The sequence below is a fragment of the Nostoc sp. ChiQUE02 genome, assembly GCF_034531305.2.
Classification (GTDB): Bacteria; Cyanobacteriota; Cyanobacteriia; order Cyanobacteriales; family Nostocaceae; genus Nostoc.
This window is the reverse complement of the sequence record NZ_JAVRBN020000053.1, coordinates 16,597-37,379: the sequence shown is the minus strand read 5'-3', so window position 1 is coordinate 37,379 and position 20,783 is coordinate 16,597. Positions and strand designations below refer to the sequence as shown.

The window sequence follows — 20,783 nt, the reverse complement described above, 5'->3', positions numbered from 1 at the left end:
TTAATGATGCATGGTGACACCAATGTTTTACCCGTGGATACTTGCATTGATGCGATGAGAGGATATGGTCGAACTCATACCACCAGAGCTTATCAACCATACAAACAGTATGGGTTTAAGGAAGGCGATATAGCTCTGGCGACAGGTCTTGATAAGCAAATCGCCTTTCGAGTGGGTAAGCAGTATCAAATCACACCTGATATGATTGTTGACCCCGTTTATCAACAGCAGTGGGCTGATATGGAAAAGCACTCACCCAAAGCATTACCAGAACTGTTCACGGGCAAAGGGCAGGTGTGGGGACTACATCTTGAACCCTTGGGGGATTATGTGGAGGGTTTTATAGTCCCGTTTCCTGAACCACAAAACAGAGCCTCACCTAACCAAACAGTCCAAACTCAATCAGTCACTATTGATGACTTGAGAAATTGGTACAATGCCGCAGATAAGTTAGGGAAGCTGGAGAATTACAAAAAACGCATTGTAGAAGTGGCCAATCAGTTTAAAGCTGGTGAACAATTATCAGCCGAAGCGTTGACAGTAATGAATAAAGATAAATTTGAACTTGAAGCCATCAGTCGGCTGACTCAAATTGCTCAAAGGATTGGCATGGTCTGGGGGAAATCTGATGAAAATGGTACTAAAGTCCAAGGGAAAATTTATGACTTGGCTTTCAATACCCAGCAGAGGGATTTAACTATTTCGCAGAAAGATGGAGAGGTAATTTTAAACTTGCAATCTGGGAGGGTACAGACTAATAAACTAACTCCACAGATATTGCAAACTTTTGAGGATGCTAATACTCAAATTGATAAAATATTAACTAAATCTCAAACACAGCAAGTAGACTTACAAAGATGAAATTATCCTAAAATAGCCTTTTTAAGCAATAGAGAAGGAGAACAGCACTATGGAGACGGCTAATTTAGAGCAAGCACAGGTTTCTTATAATCAAGGTTTGGCACATCTAAATTCAGGCAATTTAGATGCAGTTATTGAGTGCTTTAGAGAAGCATTACTACTTAATCCTAATTTTGCTGAAGTTCACAATACTATAGGACTAATTCAGTTTCAAATCGAAAAATATGAAAATGCGATTCAGCTTTTTGATAACGCATTAGCAATGAATCCGAGTTTTGCTGAAGCTTATAATAATCGAGGATTAGCTCGGTCAAAAATCTGTCATAAGTCAGAATTTCCCAAGGTGATTGAAGATTATACTAAAGCTATTGCTCTGAATCCAAAATTAGTCCAGGCTTATCTAAATCGGGCTGATACGTATAAAAATTTAACTGGTGACAACCCAGCAGCTATCTCAGATTACAATCAAGTAATTTCACTTGACTCAAACTGTTTATCAGCTTATATAAATAGGGCGAATATTTACTTTTTATCTGGGGAATTAGAAAAATCACTCTTTGATTTAGAAAAAGTATTATCTCTAGATGGTGATTGTGCAGAAGCATACTGTGGACGAGGGACAGTCAGATTCCATCTGGGCAATATTGAGGACGCTAAAAAAGATTTATTTAAAGCTTTTGGTTTGTATGAGGCGCGAGGGAATATGATTTACTGTGCTTTTACTCGAAGTTTGATTATGGAGCTTTTTCGAGATCATGAAGTTTACAAAGATTTGTTTGGGGTTGAAAGTAGGATAAGCAAATCGAAAAAATAGCCACTTTTGTCGAGCGGCTACAAATTAAATTCTTTCTTCATTTCTTTCTGCGATGGCGTAACCGCCCACCGTAGGTGATCGCAGAGAGCGATAAACCTTACAGTAATAATCCCTTCAATAGGTCTTTAAGTTAGTATCTTTCCTTGTCCGTTTTGGCACAGTTATGCCAAATATGCTAAATACAAAAGTAAAACAACTGCCAATGCTCGATTACGTCAGTGCAGGAATTGCGTTTTACATAACAATGCTTCCAGTACAAGAGTGGATACTAGAATTCCGCCTCGGTTATCTCGGTCGCTACTGGAGCCTGATAAGTGTTGCTGGCTTATTCATTGGCTTTTTGCTCTGTCTGCTGATATTTGTGCCATTGATTATTAACATGACACTAGATCCGTTCAAATATCCAGATCATTTTGTCATGAGCGGGATCGCTGCGGTGATTTTTGGTGCAATACTCTGGCTGGGGCAGTGGCTAATTCTCCGTCATACTGAGATGACACCGAGAATTTTTGCGCTGATCAATACGGTAGTTGGAATTTCTGTCTTTTCTGTGCTGGTATGGTTTAATCAAAAAAGTTTGCAGTGGAGCGGTGGCCCGATTGAAGGTTGGAAAACTGGACTCATTTTTCTAGTGGGTGGTACAGTTACTGGAGCCGCGACGGGTAAGGCTTTGGATTTTTACTGTGGACGAGTTGAGCAGCGATTAATCAGACTTGAGAGGGAGAGGGTAGAACAAGAAACCCAAGAGCGGGAAAGGCTTTTGAAAGAAAGAATTGAGAAGGAGAAATTAGAGCAAGAACGTTTAGAAGCAGAGATGGCAGAACGGAAAAGGATACAGCGAGAGGCGGCTCAAGAGGAAGAACGCCTGTGGTACGAAAAACACGGGAAAGACTATGCTGATTATGAATATGACGAGGATGAAGAGGAGTACGAAGATGAACACCAGGAGGAATAAACTGGTTTAGAGCAAAGCTCGCCATATCCGGCTTTTGGTGGTTTTGCCATTCGCTACATTATTAAACTTGGCTTGTGCGTAGAAGTTCAGCATACGCTGTTGCTGTATCTTTCATATATTGGTACTCTTCTCTAATTCTTTTATACTTATTCTCAATAGCAAAGCTGTCATTTGGAAGGAGATTTGGGTCATATTGTGCAACTTGTCTGCCAATCAAAAGTTCTCTAATAAAGCCAATATAGACTTGTTGTAATTCTTCAGCTTTATCGAGTAAGTTCTCCATTTGAAATAATGCTCTTTTGTAAATTCCCTGTTGACTAGCATAAAATTCTGACGTAAGTACTAAATCCAGTAAATTGTTGGTTTTGTGCCACTGCTTTCTTAATTTTAAAATTTCTGGTTCGACAAATTGGATATGCTCTTTAATTAGGAAGGCTAGTTGTTGAGCTACTTTGAGATTTGCTTTTTTATCGATATTAATTTTATCGAAAGTTGGAATACGTATAGATTGAAGATTATGCCAGGAATAAATGTACTCAATGCCTTCGGGTGTGAGCTTTGGAAAAATGACCTGGATTCTTTGATTCTCCTTAACCTCAAAAAAGATACCAAAGTTACCTAAAGGTAAATTTGGGTAACGAATATCTGCTCCATCAACTTCCAGCACTAAGTTACTTTTGATGCGCTTTATCTTTTGATCGTGATAAAAAACAAACCAATATCCGGCAAGCATTATTAAAATGATTATAGTGATGCTTATGATCATTAGAGCCAATTGTGTAATTTATAAAATTATTGTTGAGACATTAGTTACCTCAAGTATCTCAAATTTGACATGATGATGCCTTGGGCTGGGATCAGTTCAGTAGTATATAAATACTATCTCTCTTTTATCAGTCTCCGGGAGGGCGATCGCTAGAAGCCTCATAAGGCAATCAATACAAGCTATGCTATTAGAAAAATAGGTCTTGTATTTCTTTCCCGTTGCCAACTTCCTTTGATGGTTACAAATCAAAGTCAAGGCTGAAGGTTTCGCTTGAAGAATCTTCTTCTTTCTCCTGTGCCAATGGAGTTGAAGTCATTGAAGGAAGTTTGTTCGGCTCAGTAGTAATCGGCGTGAAAGCTACTTGTTGTGTAGCTAATCCAGCCTTGATGAAAACAAAATAGCAATCAATAATAAAGTAAAGCGTCTCCAGATAACTTTTACCTAGTTGTTGGGACTCTGCAAATATGCGTTCTCGATAGTTTTCTTTAAGCCGAATTTTTATCGGAGCTAAGTCAAATTTCTCTGTCATTGTGATCATTTAATAGATGTAGTAGGCGAATTCTTGCTGCTGATGGCTTTTGCCATCTCTAAAAGCCCAAAGACATTAGCTTCCACTGGGTTGTCCAGTATTTTGAACCCGTTCTTCTCTAAAAGCTTCTTAAATCCAGGTAAGAGGCAGCCTCCACCTATCGCCCAGATTTCATCCCCTTGGTGTTTGGCATCAAGTGTTAGATTCACCACTTTCTTCAAGTATTTTTCATACCAATCTTTTAAGCAAGCGCTGTAAACATCTTTGATATCAATGTCCCGGCTGTACCGAGTATGCCCCATTTCCAAACAAAATCGGATTTTGGATGCATCCCCGATTTTTCCGCCATTTAAATGTTTCATCTTTTGGGAAATATCATTGATGAGAACTTCTACGCCAGTGGGGTAGGCGGTGTGAACTTCTCGTTTGCCTTGGTTGTAACGAGAATACAGAGTTGTGCCATTGCCAAAATCTAAAATGGTTAATTTTTTTGGTAGTTGATGCCCAAACAATGCACCCATCCCTTCTAGTACGACTTTCAGGACTTCGATCTTCACCTCTGATTGTTTGCCAGCAAGTATTGGCTGATATTCCCCGTTTAGTACTTTTTGCAATTCGTCAGCCAGAGCGACATCATGTAAGCTAACGACTAATTTTAAATGCCAAGCCTTACGGTGTGGTAGATGTGCCAATGCACCGAATAATGTTAACAATGCGTTGTTGACTTTGTTTTCATTGTTATCAGTGTTTCGGTCAAAATAATTTCCTGTACGAAAAGCTGATTCTCCAACAGTGTAAGCACTACCGTTAAAAACGACCCTCCCTGGTACGTCTTCCATCTCGGCATTAGTTATATAGCTGGGGACACGAACTACTTCAAAGCCATCGACTAAAAGTTTTAGGCTTCCATAGCCGTTATCAAAGCCAGCAGGAAAAATTTTTTGCAAGGTGTGAATGTTAGACATAGGGGACGAGTCAATACGGTTTGATTAAAAAAGTTATCTTGATAAATAATAATTGTTAATGCAAAGATTTTCTCTTGCTCCTCGGCTCCAGCCTGAAGAACTTATCATAACCTCTTGGGGTCTAAGTGGGGTAAAACCTCACCTAGTCAAATGTACCCCACAAAGACCCCACAAAGCCCCCATGTAGGGGTCAAATTTCGCTCAAGCACCTAAACAATCTTGGGGTACACAAAGCCCCCATATAGCCCCCATGAATTTTTTTGAAATCTTTTCTATCAACGCAGCAAAAATTAATTTAGATCATCGTTGACTCTTTGATTTATACTTTATCGTCAATCTTTTGTTGAAAAGCAATTCAGTCTTGATCTCTAACTTCTTGCTGACTACGTAACGAGTGGGTTACTACTTGTTGACAGGTTCAGCTTTCTGTACTGAATTATCATTCCCAAAGTCAATTCCAAAGGAGTTTTTTGGAGGTAAGGTTTTACTACTTGCCGATAAACATCATAATTAGTAAGTAGTGTAGTAGTGAGAATTACTCACCCCATAAGTCAGTTTGTACTTTACATCTTTAGATCAATTCAGGTTTACCTAACTCTTCTTGAGGTCTTTTATGTTGTTCAACTTCATCAACACTTGGCCGCAACGGTAAAGTAGGCCACCATAATCCTTGGTCATATAGGCCAACAACTGCTCCTGGCGGTTTCAATCCATTCGGATTCACCACTGAAGTATTCGTTCATGTTTCAATGTTTTGCTTAAAGATTAGAAATGAAAGACTTCATAATTTTGCATACGCAAAAATATGAAATTTCAGTTTTTCATCTATCTGATTTACTAGATTTTTGCTTTTTCAGCCATGTTCCTAATAGTTCTTCTACTAAATCGCTTACAGGGCGGGGTGTTCGCTTTCTCAATTCTTTTCTTTCCTCTGCTAAGACATCTTGAACTTCTAATAACATATCCAAAGGAATATATGCAGAAATTTGAGTATAGTCGGGATTGCTCCGACGACCAGCAGGCCGTCCTGGCCCACGCTTTTCATCTTGAGGTACAGTTTTATTTTTCTGAGGCAGGTTGCTTTTTGTTTTCTTTGCTACAACTGGTTGAAGCTTCGTTGCCTCTGGTATCTCTTTCAAGCCTTTCTCTGTTTTGTCTGTTACATCTGTTTGTAATAAACTAGCTTGTTCTATTTCTTGCTCCTGAAGTAATTCTTGTGGTTCAGGTACTTCTTGTGGTTCAGGTACTTCTCGTGGTTCAGGTACTTCTTGTGGTTCAAGTACTTCTTGTGCTTCGAGCGATTCTTGCGGTTCAAGTGGTTCTTCTGTACGCTGTTCTCGCAATGCTCGAAGGCTTGCAAAGCGACCACCTGCTGGTTTTTCTTGTGTCATTAGACCATTATCTCCTTTCCAAGTTCTTCATACCCAGCCCAAGCAGCATCTGCTCTTGGGTCAGGGTAATCTTTGACGATAACACCCTCTAAAGGCGCTCTCTCAAAGGCTACTAGGCGCTTAATTTCGGCTTTAAAAATAGGAATATTTTCAGCTAAAAGCATTTCTTTTGCCTCCTTCCCAGACTGGCTTGGTGGTGGTGGAACCATCGTTAGTAAAACTTTAAAATTGGATTTCATTTGGTGCAAGATTTCAATTGTTCTTAAAAGAGCATCCAAATCTAAAGCTTTTGGTGTCGTTGGCAAGATAAGAAGATCACAAGAGTCAGCTAGCTCTTCAAGGTCTTCTTTGGTTGGTCGGGCTTGGGTGTCAATTATAATATGCTCAAACTGACGAATATATTTAGGCATCTGAATATCAGTAACTACCTTGAATGGTAGTTTTCCTGGTGCAGCCCATGTCATAGCAGAACGATTCTGATCACCATCAACAAGTAAAGCTGCCCCCTTTCGGTTTAAATAAGCTGCTAAGTGAACAGCCGTTGTTGTCTTGCCTACTCCACCTTTGAAACTAGCTACTGTAATAATCACTATTGGTTCCTTTTGCTGAATTAGAGCTTAGACTTATAGCGTATGTTAGCGAAATAGTGAAATTATACAACTTTAAAAATTTAGTTTTTCATAGTTTCAGCATTTTGTAGTTTCGCGTATGCAAAATTCTGGTATAGCGAAACTCTGAAAAATCAAAGCTTCATATTGCTGGAATGTCGTTATAGGGTTTTCTCAAGCCGAGGTTACACAACGATGTTATTTTCGCGTATGCAAAATTCTGGTATAGCGAAACTCTGAAAAATCAAAGCTTCATATTGCTGGAATGTCGTTATGGGGTTTTCTCAAGCCGAGGTTAAACAATGATGTTATTTTCGCGTATGCAAAATTCTGGTATAGCGAAACTCTGAAAAATCGAAACTCTATATTGCTGGAATGCAGTTATAGGTTTTTCTTAAACCGAGGTTAAACAATGATGTTATTTTCACGTATGCAAAATTCTGATATAGCAAAACTCTGAAAAACCAAAGCTTCATATTGCTGGAATGCCGTTATAGGTTTTTCTTAAACCGAGGTTAAACAATGATGTTATTTTCACGTATGCAAAATTCTGATATAGCGAAACTCTGAAAAACCAAAGCTTCATATTGCTGGAATGCCATTTTAAAGCTCACACACAAGATTGCGGTAAGCCGTTGTCAGCTTACCGCGTAACTTACGTCAACTATTCCACATTCCAAGCATCAAACAGATTAGGCTGATCTATTCCGTACTGCCTCTGCACCAGCCGCCTCAGTTCTGCCACCGAGTTAGCCGACTTCATCAGAACCAGAACTGATATCACATGGGGAGATAACCTTTCCTTTGTTTCTTTCGACAGCATTTGATGTATTTTGTACTTTCTCCTCCCGTTAGGCAAAATTGGATTAACGATATCGAGCTTGGCTTTTTCTTCTGGAGTCATCCAGTTGTAGATAAACTCCCAATAGTATTTGCCATTTTGTATATGCTTTTTATGCAGCTTGCTTATCCGTGCTAGATTCTCCTCAAATTCAGTCTCGAAAAGTTTTGTCCAAGGACGCGGGGTATCAAGGATGCGGCAATCATCGATGCGTCGCTGTTCGACTGTGCGCGACGCTCCCCAGACTTGATCGAATCTGCTAGTGAGTGAGTCTTCAGATAAGGCATCAATTAGCTTTTGAGCCTGTGCATTTCCTTTTGTGTCAAAGTAACGCCAAATTATTCTGGCATCTCTTAGCGACCACGTTATAGCACGTGTTACTGTCGTTTTAACCGTATATTCCGCAGAAAGTGTAACCTGATTTAACCCATGCTCTATAAGGGTTTTGTAGACACGGGGTAGGCTAAACTGTAACCTGGTCAACGAGTTTTTATTTATACCTATTGTCTCAAGTATGTGATTTTGAGACATCCGGTATTCTTTCGTCTCAACAATCCTAATGGCATCAAACCGATAGTTGCCGATGTACAACTCAACGGCTTGGGCGGCTGCAAAGTCTTTCTTAGCCATGATTGCTTTCTCCACAAAAATTTCATCAATTTCTCGCGGAGCGCTTGCCAAGGTGATTATTAATTTTTTGAAAGTAAAAAAGACCCAGATTAAATGTCTAGGTCTTTGAGGTTGGAAATTATCCCAAGATTTCAATCACAGCCGCTAGAATAGCTGGGGCTTTGTCTGAAACCGGAATGAATACCCGCTTTTTCCAGTTGATGATCTCGGTGAAGCAACCCACAGCTAAGAGTCGCTCTGCCAGTGAGATACCATTAACTAACTCAATTCGTGGTTCACGAGCAACGAAAGAACGTCGCAAGGTTACGCCACCCGGTAACTGCTGGGAATAGCCTTCGTTTAGCACTAAAGAGACTAACTCCTGTGGGCTTAACAGCTTATCCTTCAGTCCGAGTTGTTCAGCCACCGACTTAATATCATTAGCATTCACCACCCGACCGAGAATCTTTTGTCCATCGCTGGTTTGCAAGCGGAATACTCGACTATTCTGCTGTGGTAGTATTTTCCAGATGGGTAGGAGAATACCAGTTACCAAATGCAGGTAATCGGTTGTGAACTTGGGTAATTCGTTTACTTCAGTAGACCAAGCAGCAGTAAACGCATCAATAGAAACTTGCCCCCATGTGGAAGATTCCAAGTCTTGGACTGGTACGCGAGTTTCTTTCTGTGGACGAATCAGCAAAACTCTTGGGACAACACCACCATCCGCGTCGTAGATACTATGTGTCGGAATTGATACAGCAGCATTGCCTGACTTGGAGTTGATCATGAGCCTTCCTTGATATTGAGTGGCGAACTCTAACATCTCGTCAGCAGTTCTGATGTTATTGTTCTGAGTGCGTTCTATCTTGAGATAGTTCGTTACGCTACCTGTGGCAGGGTGGGTGTACACAGCTTCCTGGCTCTCAACAGTAAACCGTTCAGCCCGTAAAGTCTCCACACCCATCTCATAGACCCCCGCCGCGATCGCTGCTTCAATCTGTTGACTTAGCAACAACTCAAAACGCTCGAAAATGATGTTTTGCATATCGATGCGTAAAGCCAGCAGCCGATTAAGGAATTGCCGCAATGGGGGCAAGTCGATTTTCATCCCGCCTTCATGAGAGGTTAAGCACAATCCAGTCATTTGCTCAAACTTTCCTAAAGGGACTTCATAAAATCGACCTTGGAATATCTGCTTGAACAGTTCATACAGTGCATATTCGGCGTAGTTTGACTCAAGGTTATCTTTGTTTGAAAATATTCCGTTACCTCCGGTTTGCCTTTGCCCCCTTGTGAGTGCGCCCAAGCTATCCAGCCTTCGAGCGATGGTTGAGATAAAGCGGCGTTCACCGATGACGTTAGTGGTAACAGGTCTGAACACGGGTGCTGATGCTTGGTTGGTTCTATGTGAGCGCCCAAGTCCTTGAATTGCATTGTCTGCCCTCCAACCAGCTTCCAACAAATAATGCGATCGCCGCCGCCGATTCGCAGCGTTTAAATCGGCATGATAACTTCTGCCTGTGCCACCAGCGTCACTGAAGATGAGAATTTGTTTGTCACCCTGCATAAACGCAGCAGTCTCAGCAATATTCGCCCCACTACCACGCGAATCAACGAACAAACGCCCTGAATCATCTTTCAGAACTCGCTTGCTGCGACCAGTTACTTCGGCAATTTGCTTGTGACCAAAATGCCACAGCAATTGTTCTAATGCGCCAGGGATTGGATCAAGACATGCTAACTTATCTACTAACACATCCCTCAAGGCTACAGCTTCTTGGGAGATAACTGGAGAGCCATCAGCGTCAAAGACTGGCTCGGATCTTTCTTCTCCATCAACGCCAGAATGAATGGAATGCAGATGAATGGGGAAAGCACTCATCAGGTAATCCATCACATATTCCCGTGGGGTCAAGTCAAGATTGAGATCCTTCCATTCGGAAGCCGGAACTTCATCAAGTCGTCGTTTCAAAAGTTCTTCATTAGTCGAAACTATTTGAATGACAACTGCAAGACCTTGGGCTAGATCCTGCTCAATCGCTTTGATCAGGGTGGGGCATTTCATCCCGGTCAGCAGATGATTGAAGAACCTCTGTTTATGGCTTTCAAACTGCGACTTAGCAGACATCTTAGCAGCACGATTGTACGTTTTTGCGCCAGTTATATTGCAAGCTTCTAACGCTTTCTCTAAATTATTATGAATAACCTGGAAAGCATCGGAGTAGCTGTTATAGCTCCGTTCCTGCCTCGGCGTTAACTCAATTTCGAGCGTTTGATACTCCACCCCCTCGAATGAAAGGCTCCGCGCCAGATACAGTCCCAAAGCCTTGAGATCCCTGGCGACCACTTCCATCGCGGCGATACCACCGCCCTCAATGGATTCCACAAAATCTTCACGGGAGGTAAACGGGAAATCCCCAGTCTGCCAAAGTCCCAGGCGATTGGCGTATGAGAGATTTGAGACTTTAGTTGCACCAGTCGCAGAAACGTAGACAACCCGTGCCTGCGGTAATGCGTTTTGCAACCTCAGCCCAACAATACCTTGCTGGGATGCTGCAACTATACCGAGTTTACCCTCCTGGGCCATCGCATTGCCCATACTGTGGCACTCGTCATAAGCGATTGCTCCCTCAAAGTCTGCTCCTGCCCATTCAACAATTTGCTTAAGCCGACTTTTACCATTCTTTTGTGATCGTAGAGTTGAGTACGTGCAGAAGAGAATGCCTTGGGTGAAGGGAATTGGATCGCCAAGCTTAATGTTGCTCAGGTCAATGATATCTTTCTCACTACCTCCGAGCGCACACCAGTCTCTACGGGCATCTTCAATTAAGGCAGAACTTTTGGATACCCAAATTGCTTTAGAACGCCCCTGACACCAGTTGTCGAGAATGATTCCTGCACATTGTCTACCCTTACCAGCACCCGTCCCATCGCCTAAGAACTAGCCACGACGAAATTTTACAGCATTTTCTTCGCCAGTTGCCGCTACAGTCACATTATCCCATGAATTATCCACAATATAAGACCCAGATAAAAATTCTGAGTGCGCCTGACCTGCGTAAATAACGCTTTCAAGTTGTGCCTCTGACAACAAGCCTTGTGTGATAATGTTGCTAGGAAGATGCGGTTTATAAGTTGGTGGTGGTGGCGAGACAAGTGCTAGGGCTGCACTCTCACACAGTAGGGACGGATGAGGTAAAGCGTCCTTGATTCGGATTCGCTGTGGGCGATATGTTTCGTATAGGGTGTCTTTCAAACCCTCACTAGCCGTCCACTCGATAACCTCATACTCCAGCACTACTATGTCGTCTGGAAGAAAGGAAACAGTTTCTGGTTGTGCAACTGTAGTACGAAATGGCAATTGAACAACTTTTGCCTTCGCAGTAGCTTTGATATCTGAGCGTTTCCACGAAGATCGCTTAGGTAATTGCTCAATCAACGCTAGCAGTTCGGGCAAGTCCAAAGTTTCGGAAATACAGGGGATGTCGCCAGGATTATCAGCCGGAACCTTGTCAATTACTGTGATTCTAGTGTCGATTTGTGTACCATGTTTTGAGTACACCTTGCCGTTAACCCCGACCGACATTAAAACTCGTGCTTCCGATTGCCACTTAAGGAAAGTCTCTCGCCAGCTTGGGTTAGCCGGAGAGAACCAATTGGCTGTGATTGTAACCAGCCGCCCACCGTCGGACAGTCTTTGCAATGCCGAGTTGATATGCCTTTTTGTTGCATCGGGATTGCGACTGTTGATTTTGGGAGATGCGGAGAAAGGCGGATTCATCAGAACAACAGAGGGCTGAGTCTTGCCAACCAGATAGTCGTTAATTTGTTCCGCGTTTACAGAGAATAGCGGTGTACCAGGGAATAATCGCCGCAGAATCTTCGATCTATCGGGTGCAAGCTCGTTGAGCATCAGACTTGCACTGTGCAGTTTAGCCATTTGTGCTAACAAACCAGTCCCGGCTGATGGTTCCAGCACCAAATCAGTAGCTTGTATAAATCCTGCTTTGGCTACCAGAAATGATAGCGGCAGAGGGGTGGAGAATTGCTGAAGCTGTACTGATTCTTCACTGCGCCGTGTTTGCGTTGGGCAGAGGGCTACTAACTTCTCCAATTCCAATAATACTGTTAGCGGCGACTCTAATAAAAGCTTGTAACCTTTTTGACGCAGATATAATATTTGCGCCACTTCCACAGCTTCGTAAGCATCTTTCCATTGCCACGCACCGGACGCAGCAGTGCCTAGAAAGTAGCGATTCATCTGGGAAGAAACAGTTTTCGTAGAGAGAGGGCGATTGTCTATTAAAACTTTTGCAAGCTCTTGGGCAACATTAATAACTGACTGCCCGTAATCGATTACTGTTTGCAAATCGAATAAAGAACCTTGAGTGAAAAGTTGCTGTACCATTGGACTATATAATTTTAATTTTCACTCTTGAAAAAGCGAAGCTAATATGTGGGCTTTGTTAGCTATCAAATAGGCACATAAAGTTCACTATTTTTCAGGAAATAAGTTAGCCTCCGTTGATCAGTCGGAGGCTAATAATAAAGTATTAGTAAAAAAGGAAGAGAGAAAGGAAATTTTTATCCCTTTCCCCTTTACCCGTTCCCCTTTTACCTTCTTAGTTTTATGCAGTTTTACGCGGTCTACCTGGCTTGCGCTTGCCTGAAGAATTTACATCAGCCTTTTTAGTTTTCGGTAACTTGTTGGCAGCATTGTTAGCTTTATTGGAACGAGTAGTACGTTTTGGTTGTGGTGAAATTTCTTTAACTGGAGGCAGTAATCTCAATGTAGGGAATGAGAGAATAACTGCTTCGTTACTGGTACGATGAATAACTTCATCCTCTGATGTCCAAGGATCTGGCAATTTTTCAAAAGTTCGAGCTTGTGGGGTGATTATTTCTGATACTGATGGAATTGTAGAAGTAGCTATATTTAGATTGTTAACTGGAACCACATTACTAGTGTAAGCAGCCGATACAAATAGTCCATTAATGAACTGGAACATGACGAGAGTAACGAATGCCCAAAAGATAGCTACTATTGCCAAGGTAAGTAGAGATTGCATATCCATGACTTTTTCTCAACTAAGTATTTGTAATTTTCAATTGATTTACGCAAAGCGTCTTTGAGCCTTGTCCAAATATGAAGCGAATTTGAACATATCCTCTCTTGAAGAGAGGACTTCACTCTAAAATTAGCGTAGCGTCTCTTTAATTTAACTCAGTTAAACTTCTTCGTTATTTTCAAGGTTATTTATAAAATAAAGCAGTTTTTAGTATTTACCTATTTGAAGATTTCAAGTATTATAGTTATAAACTTTCTTTGACAAAGATAAACATTGGGTTAAGTCTATAGTTAAGATTTAAGTTGTTAGCTAATTGTTGAAATAAAAAATTTTATTCAAACTAAAAATATGCCCAGCCTAACTACCGACTTAGTTCGCTCCTACCTTAAAGAAATCGGACGCTACCCTCTGCTAACTCCTGAGCAAGAGATTACAAATGCTAGGCTTGTACAGCAGATGATGGCGATTGAAGAACAGCGCTCAAATCTCGCACTTCAACTAAACCATCAACCAACCACAAGAGAATTAGCTACCTCACTTGGGCAAAGCGAAGCTGAAGTGGAGTCAATTCTTCATCAAGGGGAACGAGCAAAGCAGAAAATGGTGACTGCTAACCTACGGCTGGTGGTGGCGATCGCTAAAAAGTACCAGAATCACAATTTAGATTTTCTCGATTTGCTCCAAGAAGGCGCACTAGGTTTACAAAAGGGAATCGAAAAGTTTGATCCCAACCGAGGCGCTAGTTGATGCGGCAGTTGTTGTGGACATTTTGCCGACAGCAGAGGGGCAAATTCGACCCATGACAAAGCTTGAACCCCAGGAACAGTAGGAAGTGTGGTTAAAAGTAGTAGAACTTGCTGGTAAGAAAGTGCCAACTGGCAGAATCGTCAAAGACATGGTGCAGCGCATCGAACGACTACTTGCCGCAAGAGTGTCAGCAGATGCAGCCCTTGATCGATCGCCTTGCACAAATATATTCCGATTCGCTGGAGGCTAGAATCCCTACTTAGCCTTAATCTCAACAAAACTACGTATAAACAACAGGTTACTATATTTGAGTGTTAGTTTATATACTATTTTTATACTGTAGCGATGGCTTTGTGCCAAGTAAAGGAAACGCAGATATGGCAAGACTTGATTACTTTGCCCCTGGCGTATATGTCGAGGAAGTTGATCGCGGTAGCCGTCCAATCGAAGGAGTACAGACAAACATTGCAGCCTTCGTTGGCTTTACCGAGTCAATACGCAACGGTGCTGAAATCGGCAAGCCCATGTTAGTTACCTGCTGGAACCAGTACTTGGAGTATTTTGCCAAGGAAAATTCTGATGGATTCACCGACTTCGATGCGTATTTACCTTTTACCGTAAATGGTTGGTTTTTAAATGGGGGCGCGCGCTGTTGGGTAGTTAGTATCGGTACTCAATTGCCCAAACCGGCAGCCGAAACCACTCAGCCTAGCCCGGAAACAACAGCGCTAACTGTAAAAACTTCTGGCAAACGTCAGTCTTTACAGTTCATGCTCAAGCAGGGACAAGAACAAATTGATTCAGTCAAAGTCGAAATCATACCTAGCGAGCCAAAAACTAATACTCCTAGCGATCCCAATGCTCCAGCACCCATACCGGCAGAATTCTTTTCTGTATGTATTAAGCAGGATGACGAAGAATTGGAACGATTCGATAACCTGACAATGGACCGTAACGTTCATGTTGAAGTAGGAAAGTATGTAGTTACCGCCCTTGAAGAATCCCAATTTGTTAATGTTATCGACTTGACAGAACGCGGGCTGCCTTTGGCACGTCGTCCTATTGACAGTCAATTTGAAGTCAGTCTTCCTCCTGTATTGCCCACCCAAGAAAATTTGGCCCGATACGTGCGAGGCGAACGCGACGAACGTAGCGGCATCCAAGGACTATTTGAGATTGATGAAGTAACGATGATTGCGTGCCCGGATTTAATGCGGGCTTATCAAGCTGGGCTATTGAACCTTGACCAGGTTCACGGCATTATGGAGTTACTGATTAGCTTATGCGAAAACTCTGCTCCCAATCCGCCCAACCGCATGGTGGTTCTGGATACACCACCAGATAAAATGAAGCCGCAACAGGTGGTTAATTGGCTGCATAATGATTTCCAACGTCGTTCGATGTTTGCAGCTCTTTACTATCCCTGGATTAAAGTTCCCAATCCTCGCAAAGCAGGAAAGCCGATTCTCATACCTCCTTGTGGTTATATGATGGGTGTCTGGTCACGCACTGATGAAACGCGAGGAGTTTATAAAGCGCCAGCTAATGAAACTCCACGTGGAGTTATTGGTTTGGCTTACGACTGCAACTTCCGCGAGCAGGAATTATTAAATCCCCAAGGTATTAACTGTATTCGTACTTTCCCCGGTCGAGGAATAAAAATTTGGGGTGCAAGAACCCTTGTCGAACCAGAAAAGACAGAGTGGCGCTACATAAACGTTCGCCGTCTGATGAGCTATATCGAGAAATCAATTGAACTGGGTACTCAGTGGGTCGTATTCGAGCCAAACGACCAAGATTTGTGGGCACGCGTGCGCCGTACTGTCAGCAACTTCTTGGAACGCCTTTGGCGGGAGGGTGCGTTATACGGAGCAACTCCCGAACTAGCATATTACGTTAAATGCGATGAGACACTCAATACTCCTGACACTATGATTTTAGGTCGGTTGTATGTCGAAGTTGGTGTTTGCCCAGTCCGACCTGCTGAATTTGTTGTGTTCCGTATCAGTCAATGGACTGGTAAAGACGAAGAATAATAGCGCTATTAAAATTGTCAATTTGTAATAGCGCTTCAATGAGCAATCCATAAATTAATAAAGTGAAATTTGAGATATGGCAGAGCAAGATGAATTATTAGTCAGTTGTAGATTTTATTTTGAAGCTGACGGTGTAACAGATAAACAAATTCTTGAAGTTGGTGGGTTAAGTGCTGAAACTCCAGCCGCCGGAGGCGATAAAGTGTTGGGTTCGGGGAAAAGCGCTGTGAACTTGCGTCAAGCTGCTCCGACTCGCACCAAGTTTCAACAAGTGACTGTTAAAGTTGTTGCCACTACCAATACTGACCTATACAAGTGGTATGAAGCTTGCAATCGAAATGAGGGTGGTAAGTCCGACTGGTCATCGAACCGCAAAGCTGCTTCGGTGACTGTATACGACCAGAGCGGAGAAATGAAAGCCCGATGGGAAATGATTCATGCTTATCCCACCAAGTATGAAGGGCCTAAACTCGAAGCTGGTTCTAGTGATGTAGCAAATGAAACTTTAACTCTCGTTCACGAAGGCATTAAGCGCGTCATGTAACCAATTGGATATGGGTAATTAGTAGTAGTTTTTTCTAATACTAATTACCGATTACTAAACCAATTGAGATATAAAACCAAATGAGCAAACCTTCTGAAATCTTAACTAGCTGCCGTTTTTATGTCGAGATCAAACTTGATGGAAGTACCGATCAAGTTGATGGGTACTTCTTAGAATGTAAAGGCTTCAAACACACCCAAGATGTTGTAGAAATTTGTGAGGTAACACCTGGGCGTTGGGGTCAAGCAAAAGCTGGTCAACTGGTTCGCACAAAAATACCTGGCAATGTCAAGACTAATAATATTAATTTGCGTCGAGGCATAACCGAATCTACCACTTTATGGAAATGGTTTGAAGCCGTTCAAGAAGGGAATTGGGCAAAACAGTTGCGCGATGGTTCGTTAACCATTTACGACCAAGCTGGAAATGGACAAGCAATTTTTCAGTTTAGAGGAGCTTGGCCAGTTAGCTATATCGCTTCTGACTTTAGCGCCAACGGTAATGAATTCGCAATTGAAGAAATGGAAATCGCGGTTGAAACTTTTACACGCCAACAGTAAATCCCAATGTTGCAAACAGAGTTTGAGTTGACTTTACCCAAAGGCTATCTAGATGCTGATGGTAATTTGCACCGCATAGGAGTAATGCGTTTGGCAAAGGCAATGGATGAAATTGTACCAATGCGTGACCCTCGCGTGAAATCCAATCCTGCTTACGCGACGGTGATTATTCTATCTCGCGTAATTACGCGGCTAGGAGCACTTGAAGAAGTGAATCCAGCAGTCATAGAAGGTCTTTTCGCTTGCGACCTCAACTATTTGTATCAATTTTATCGGCAGATTAATGAGTTACAAGACCAAGCTGTTGATACTACAAGCGTTAGTCAGCAAATGTAAAAGTGCAGCTTTATCTAATTGATTGATATTGAAATTTGGAGATATAAGAGTGAAGTTGACGGAATTAGTGAATACGGTTAGTCTTCGGTTCAGGGAAACTTCAGTTCTAGTTCGCTACCCGGTTGAAAATATCTCTCGGATAGTCATGAATCGAATCCAAAATGAATATCACAACATTGATGTTCCTTTCAAAAAGGATAACCGAGAACAATATTCTGTAGGAATAACTAACGATACTCAAGTTGTTACCCCTACTCATAGTTCCATATCGTCTGAACTGCAAGGACAAAGTAGTAGGCATACTGATAATCCTGACACAACTATCATTTCCAATATCTCTCGACAATTTGTTACCAATTCTACGCATCACAATCAAATTCCACCACTGCAAAAAAACGAAGATATTCGCGGTCGTAGAGGAAGGTATCGAATCCAAAGCAATGGTGCTATTCAGGAATTTGAGCGAGTGCGGTTGTACAGTGCGACGCACGTTCTCAATAACAAACCAGTGGTAATCAAGGAATACTTACTGCCAGATACTGACTTTAATCCGAAAGAAGCGCGAGAACGGAAAGAGCAGTTTGAACTAGTAACTAGTATTAACCTCAAGAGTGGAGGAGGACAAGACTTTCGTTTGGTGACAGCTTGGGACGCGATCGCACCCTTGAATGAAAAGCGTTGCTATTTTATCACAGAACCCATTGCCAACAGTATAACTTTGAGGCAATATCTGGAGAAAGTTCAGCGTCCCATGACTTCAATGCAAGTACGTGAAGTCATTGGACAAGTACTGCAAACGCTTTGGTTTCTCCACAACCAGAGAATTCGCCTTCCCAACGGTGAGGTGTGCTTTGGCTTACCGCATGGAAATCTCAGTTTGGATAGTTTACTGATTGTTGCAACCGACCAGCAAAGTATCATAACTAACCAACAATTTTTTATCTATCTATCCGATTTAAGTCTTTGGGAAGACCTATTTAAAAGTCCGACATCTAAAGTAATTAGTCCTTCAATAGACAAAGATTTAAAAGATTTAGGATATCTTAGCTTTTTTTTGTTGCAAGGGGCAACTGAAGACCTAATTTATGGGCAGCCATTCGACCCTAAGAACGAACAAAATTGGTCTAGTATCGAAGAAGATATTACGCTCAAAAGAATAATTCATCGTTTAATCGGACTTGATGCTCCTTTTCTGAATGCTGATGATGCTCGTCACGCGCTATTAACATCACCTACAGAGCTACAAACTAGTAAACCATTAAGTACAGAGATTGATAACTATCAAAGCAAAAAATTACATAATTCAAATAATCTAAGATTATTCATGATCCTGGTTGGATTGCTTTTTGGTTTTGGCGGCATATTTCTCTGGCAAGTTGTTAACTCGATATCAAAAGGTAAAATACCTGAACTAATGAATTTATCGAATAATAATTCTTATACTTGTTGTATTGCAAAATTAAAAAATGTCCCATCAGGTATATTTAATTATAGCACTTCCAGTTCAGAAGGTACATGGAATTATTTGATGACAACACCAGGTTTAGTATCTGTGGGTAAAAAAATCAATCAAGAACTTGACGCTCGTGGTATGCAATTACAGCTTCGATACAAACCCGAACCATTTATTGACCTTGCTATTCAAAAAGTTAAAGCAAAAAAAGTAGATTTTTTGATCACAAATATAGTAGCTGACATTGATAAGCATCTCGAAAAAGCAAATTTCAAGCTACAACCAATTGCCTATGAAGGTATTGTGATTTTTGTCGCATTTAGTGATGCTAAAAGAGAAGGAAGTTTTCCTGAAGCCTTAAAAGGGAAAATTAGTTTTGAGCAATTACGAAAGCTTTACAGTGGAGAAATAAACAACTGGAAACAATTAAATTATAACTTACCAAACTTACCAGTAAAATTATATATACCTGTAGAAGAAGAAGCAATCAAGGAATTTCGAGAAATAGTTTTTGATAATTATCCACAACAAAAGCAAAAATTTAATCAATTAATTAAAGAAGGGAAAATTATCAAAAAAGAAACGCTAAAAACATTGGGAGATGTCCTGGGCGATTTTGAAACTGAAGATCCAAGTAAACGCAGTGGTGATATAGGCTTTGGACTACTGAGAAAAATCTATGGACAATGTTCAGTTTATCCTCTAAGTGTTGGTGAGAAAGGTCAGGAGGTACAAGCTTTAGTACAAACCGATGGTTCAGATATTAATCCAAAGATTGATTTATGCAATGACAAAGGAAGCTATCAACCAAATATCGAAGCTTTCAATTCAAAACGCTATCCCTTTGCTTACTCAATGGCAGTTGCCTATCCTAATGATGAAACTCGTTCGCAGGCTGGAAAAAGTTTTGCTGAGATCATGCTAACAGATGAAGCACAATTTTTACTTAATGAAGTCGGACTAGTACCTGTACGGAAGCTCAATAATAATTAAATTAATAATATGGCTGATAGCGATAAAAAGATATCAGAACTAGTAGAAAAAGTATTGCAAAACCCAATATTACTGCAAAAGCTAAGTAATAAGGTTTATGAATTGATTCAAAGCGATTATCAAAATCAGCGTAGTAAATTTTAACTATAGGTTTAATCCGTATGGGAAGAAACAACAGTACAACTTATGAATTGAACTATGTTACGGCTAATCGCTTTTATGTAGAAATTGAAAGTAACATTGCGGCATCATTTAGTGAGTGTTCTGGGCTGGGTGTAACGATTAAAAAAGAAAAATATTTGGAAGGTGGCGTCAATGATCAACAGCGAGTTATTTTAGGACAAGCAGAGTTTTCCGATGTGACTCTTAAACGCGGTATGACTGATGATTTGAGCTTTTGGAATTGGGTAAATCAGATACTGACCAGTACCAAAAAGCAGCGCCGCAATATTAATATTCTGCTTTTCAACCAAGCAGGTGAAACCATGCAGTGTTGGACTTTACTTGCTGCTATACCTGTTGCTTGGAAAGCACCTGCATTGCAAGCCTCGGCAAATACGGTAGCAATCGAAGAATTGACATTAACCTATGAGGGATTGAAAGTAACAAAGTCACAAGGAGGGGGTGCCGCTAATCTGAAAGGACGTGACTCATTAGCTTATTTCGCATAACTTATAAGTATTTTATAGTCAGGCTAACACCA

At 41.3% G+C, this 20,783-nt stretch carries 20 protein-coding genes and 2 pseudogenes; 12 read left to right on the top strand and 10 right to left on the bottom strand.

The features are described from left to right. The 3 genes and pseudogenes from RM347_RS30950 to RM347_RS30940 form a co-directional block, all read left to right on the top strand. Positions 1–861: pseudogene (locus RM347_RS30950) on the top strand (hypothetical protein); the annotation flags it as partial. Positions 862–910: 49 nt separating this feature from the next. After that, positions 911–1,675: a tetratricopeptide repeat protein gene (locus RM347_RS30945; protein ID WP_322717571.1), complete on the top strand. Its 765-nt coding sequence runs from the start codon at positions 911–913 to the stop codon at positions 1,673–1,675. A gap of 172 nt (positions 1,676–1,847) precedes the next feature. Then, complete coding sequence (locus RM347_RS30940; RefSeq protein ID WP_322717572.1) at positions 1,848–2,630, top strand: hypothetical protein; 783 nt, start codon at positions 1,848–1,850, stop codon at positions 2,628–2,630. 61 nt (positions 2,631–2,691) lie between these two features. Here the strand turns inward: RM347_RS30940 and RM347_RS30935 are convergent, their stop codons facing one another. The 10 genes and pseudogenes from RM347_RS30935 to RM347_RS30890 all read right to left on the bottom strand — a co-directional run bounded on the left by RM347_RS30935 (position 2,692) and on the right by RM347_RS30890 (position 13,417). Next, complete coding sequence (locus RM347_RS30935; RefSeq protein WP_322717573.1) at positions 2,692–3,363, bottom strand: hypothetical protein; 672 nt, start codon at positions 3,361–3,363, stop codon at positions 2,692–2,694. Positions 3,364–3,634: 271 nt separating this feature from the next. Beyond that, entirely contained in the window at positions 3,635–3,925 is a 291-nt protein-coding gene (locus RM347_RS30930; protein WP_322717574.1) for a hypothetical protein, read from the bottom strand. A 5-nt stretch (positions 3,926–3,930) separates the two neighbouring features. Then, entirely contained in the window at positions 3,931–4,890 is a 960-nt protein-coding gene (locus tag RM347_RS30925; protein ID WP_322717575.1) for a ParM/StbA family protein, read from the bottom strand. A gap of 571 nt (positions 4,891–5,461) precedes the next feature. Beyond that, on the bottom strand, positions 5,462–5,617 hold the full coding sequence (locus RM347_RS30920; protein WP_322717576.1) for a hypothetical protein: 156 nt from the start codon (positions 5,615–5,617) through the stop codon (positions 5,462–5,464). 94 nt (positions 5,618–5,711) lie between these two features. Beyond that, complete coding sequence (locus tag RM347_RS30915) at positions 5,712–6,281, bottom strand: hypothetical protein (RefSeq protein WP_322717577.1); 570 nt, start codon at positions 6,279–6,281, stop codon at positions 5,712–5,714. Next, entirely contained in the window at positions 6,281–6,871 is a 591-nt protein-coding gene (locus tag RM347_RS30910; RefSeq protein ID WP_190944375.1) for a ParA family protein, read from the bottom strand. The genes RM347_RS30915 and RM347_RS30910 overlap by 1 nt, the downstream gene beginning before the upstream one ends. A 682-nt stretch (positions 6,872–7,553) precedes the next feature. Next, entirely contained in the window at positions 7,554–8,411 is an 858-nt protein-coding gene (locus RM347_RS30905; protein ID WP_322718927.1) for a P63C domain-containing protein, read from the bottom strand. A 67-nt stretch (positions 8,412–8,478) separates the two neighbouring features. Next, the gene (locus RM347_RS30900) at positions 8,479–10,224 is read right to left on the bottom strand and encodes a strawberry notch C-terminal domain-containing protein (RefSeq protein WP_428850642.1); all 1,746 of its coding nucleotides are present in this window, start codon (positions 10,222–10,224) and stop codon (positions 8,479–8,481) included. Positions 10,225–10,581: 357 nt separating this feature from the next. Continuing rightward, positions 10,582–12,123: pseudogene (locus RM347_RS30895) on the bottom strand (strawberry notch family protein); the annotation flags it as partial. An 847-nt stretch (positions 12,124–12,970) separates the two neighbouring features. Continuing rightward, complete coding sequence (locus tag RM347_RS30890; RefSeq protein ID WP_322718928.1) at positions 12,971–13,417, bottom strand: hypothetical protein; 447 nt, start codon at positions 13,415–13,417, stop codon at positions 12,971–12,973. A 342-nt stretch (positions 13,418–13,759) separates the two neighbouring features. Between RM347_RS30890 and RM347_RS30885 the strand changes: the two genes are divergently transcribed. From RM347_RS30885 to RM347_RS30845, 9 genes are all read left to right on the top strand, one after another. Further along, a complete protein-coding gene (locus RM347_RS30885) occupies positions 13,760–14,158 on the top strand; it encodes a sigma-70 factor domain-containing protein (RefSeq protein WP_322718929.1) in 399 nt (132 codons plus the stop codon). A gap of 85 nt (positions 14,159–14,243) precedes the next feature. Beyond that, positions 14,244–14,408 carry a hypothetical protein gene (locus RM347_RS30880; RefSeq protein ID WP_292779607.1) on the top strand — a complete coding sequence of 55 codons (165 nt, stop codon included), beginning with the start codon at positions 14,244–14,246 and terminating at the stop codon, positions 14,406–14,408. Between the two features lie 127 nt (positions 14,409–14,535). Beyond that, on the top strand, positions 14,536–16,194 hold the full coding sequence (locus RM347_RS30875) for a phage tail sheath family protein (protein ID WP_292779602.1): 1,659 nt from the start codon (positions 14,536–14,538) through the stop codon (positions 16,192–16,194). A 76-nt stretch (positions 16,195–16,270) separates the two neighbouring features. Next, positions 16,271–16,738 carry a phage tail protein gene (locus RM347_RS30870; protein ID WP_292779600.1) on the top strand — a complete coding sequence of 156 codons (468 nt, stop codon included), beginning with the start codon at positions 16,271–16,273 and terminating at the stop codon, positions 16,736–16,738. Positions 16,739–16,818: 80 nt separating this feature from the next. Beyond that, a complete protein-coding gene (locus RM347_RS30865; RefSeq protein WP_292779599.1) occupies positions 16,819–17,298 on the top strand; it encodes a phage tail protein in 480 nt (159 codons plus the stop codon). A 6-nt stretch (positions 17,299–17,304) separates the two neighbouring features. Continuing rightward, positions 17,305–17,634: a hypothetical protein gene (locus RM347_RS30860; protein WP_292779598.1), complete on the top strand. Its 330-nt coding sequence runs from the start codon at positions 17,305–17,307 to the stop codon at positions 17,632–17,634. A 49-nt stretch (positions 17,635–17,683) separates the two neighbouring features. After that, on the top strand, positions 17,684–20,080 hold the full coding sequence (locus RM347_RS30855) for a substrate-binding domain-containing protein (RefSeq protein WP_428850641.1): 2,397 nt from the start codon (positions 17,684–17,686) through the stop codon (positions 20,078–20,080). Positions 20,081–20,089: 9 nt separating this feature from the next. Then, positions 20,090–20,224, top strand: a complete 135-nt coding sequence (locus tag RM347_RS30850; RefSeq protein WP_292779596.1) for a hypothetical protein — start codon at positions 20,090–20,092, stop codon at positions 20,222–20,224. Positions 20,225–20,241: 17 nt separating this feature from the next. Next, the gene (locus RM347_RS30845; protein ID WP_322718931.1) at positions 20,242–20,751 is read left to right on the top strand and encodes a phage tail protein; all 510 of its coding nucleotides are present in this window, start codon (positions 20,242–20,244) and stop codon (positions 20,749–20,751) included. The last annotated feature ends 32 nt before the right edge of the window (positions 20,752–20,783 follow it).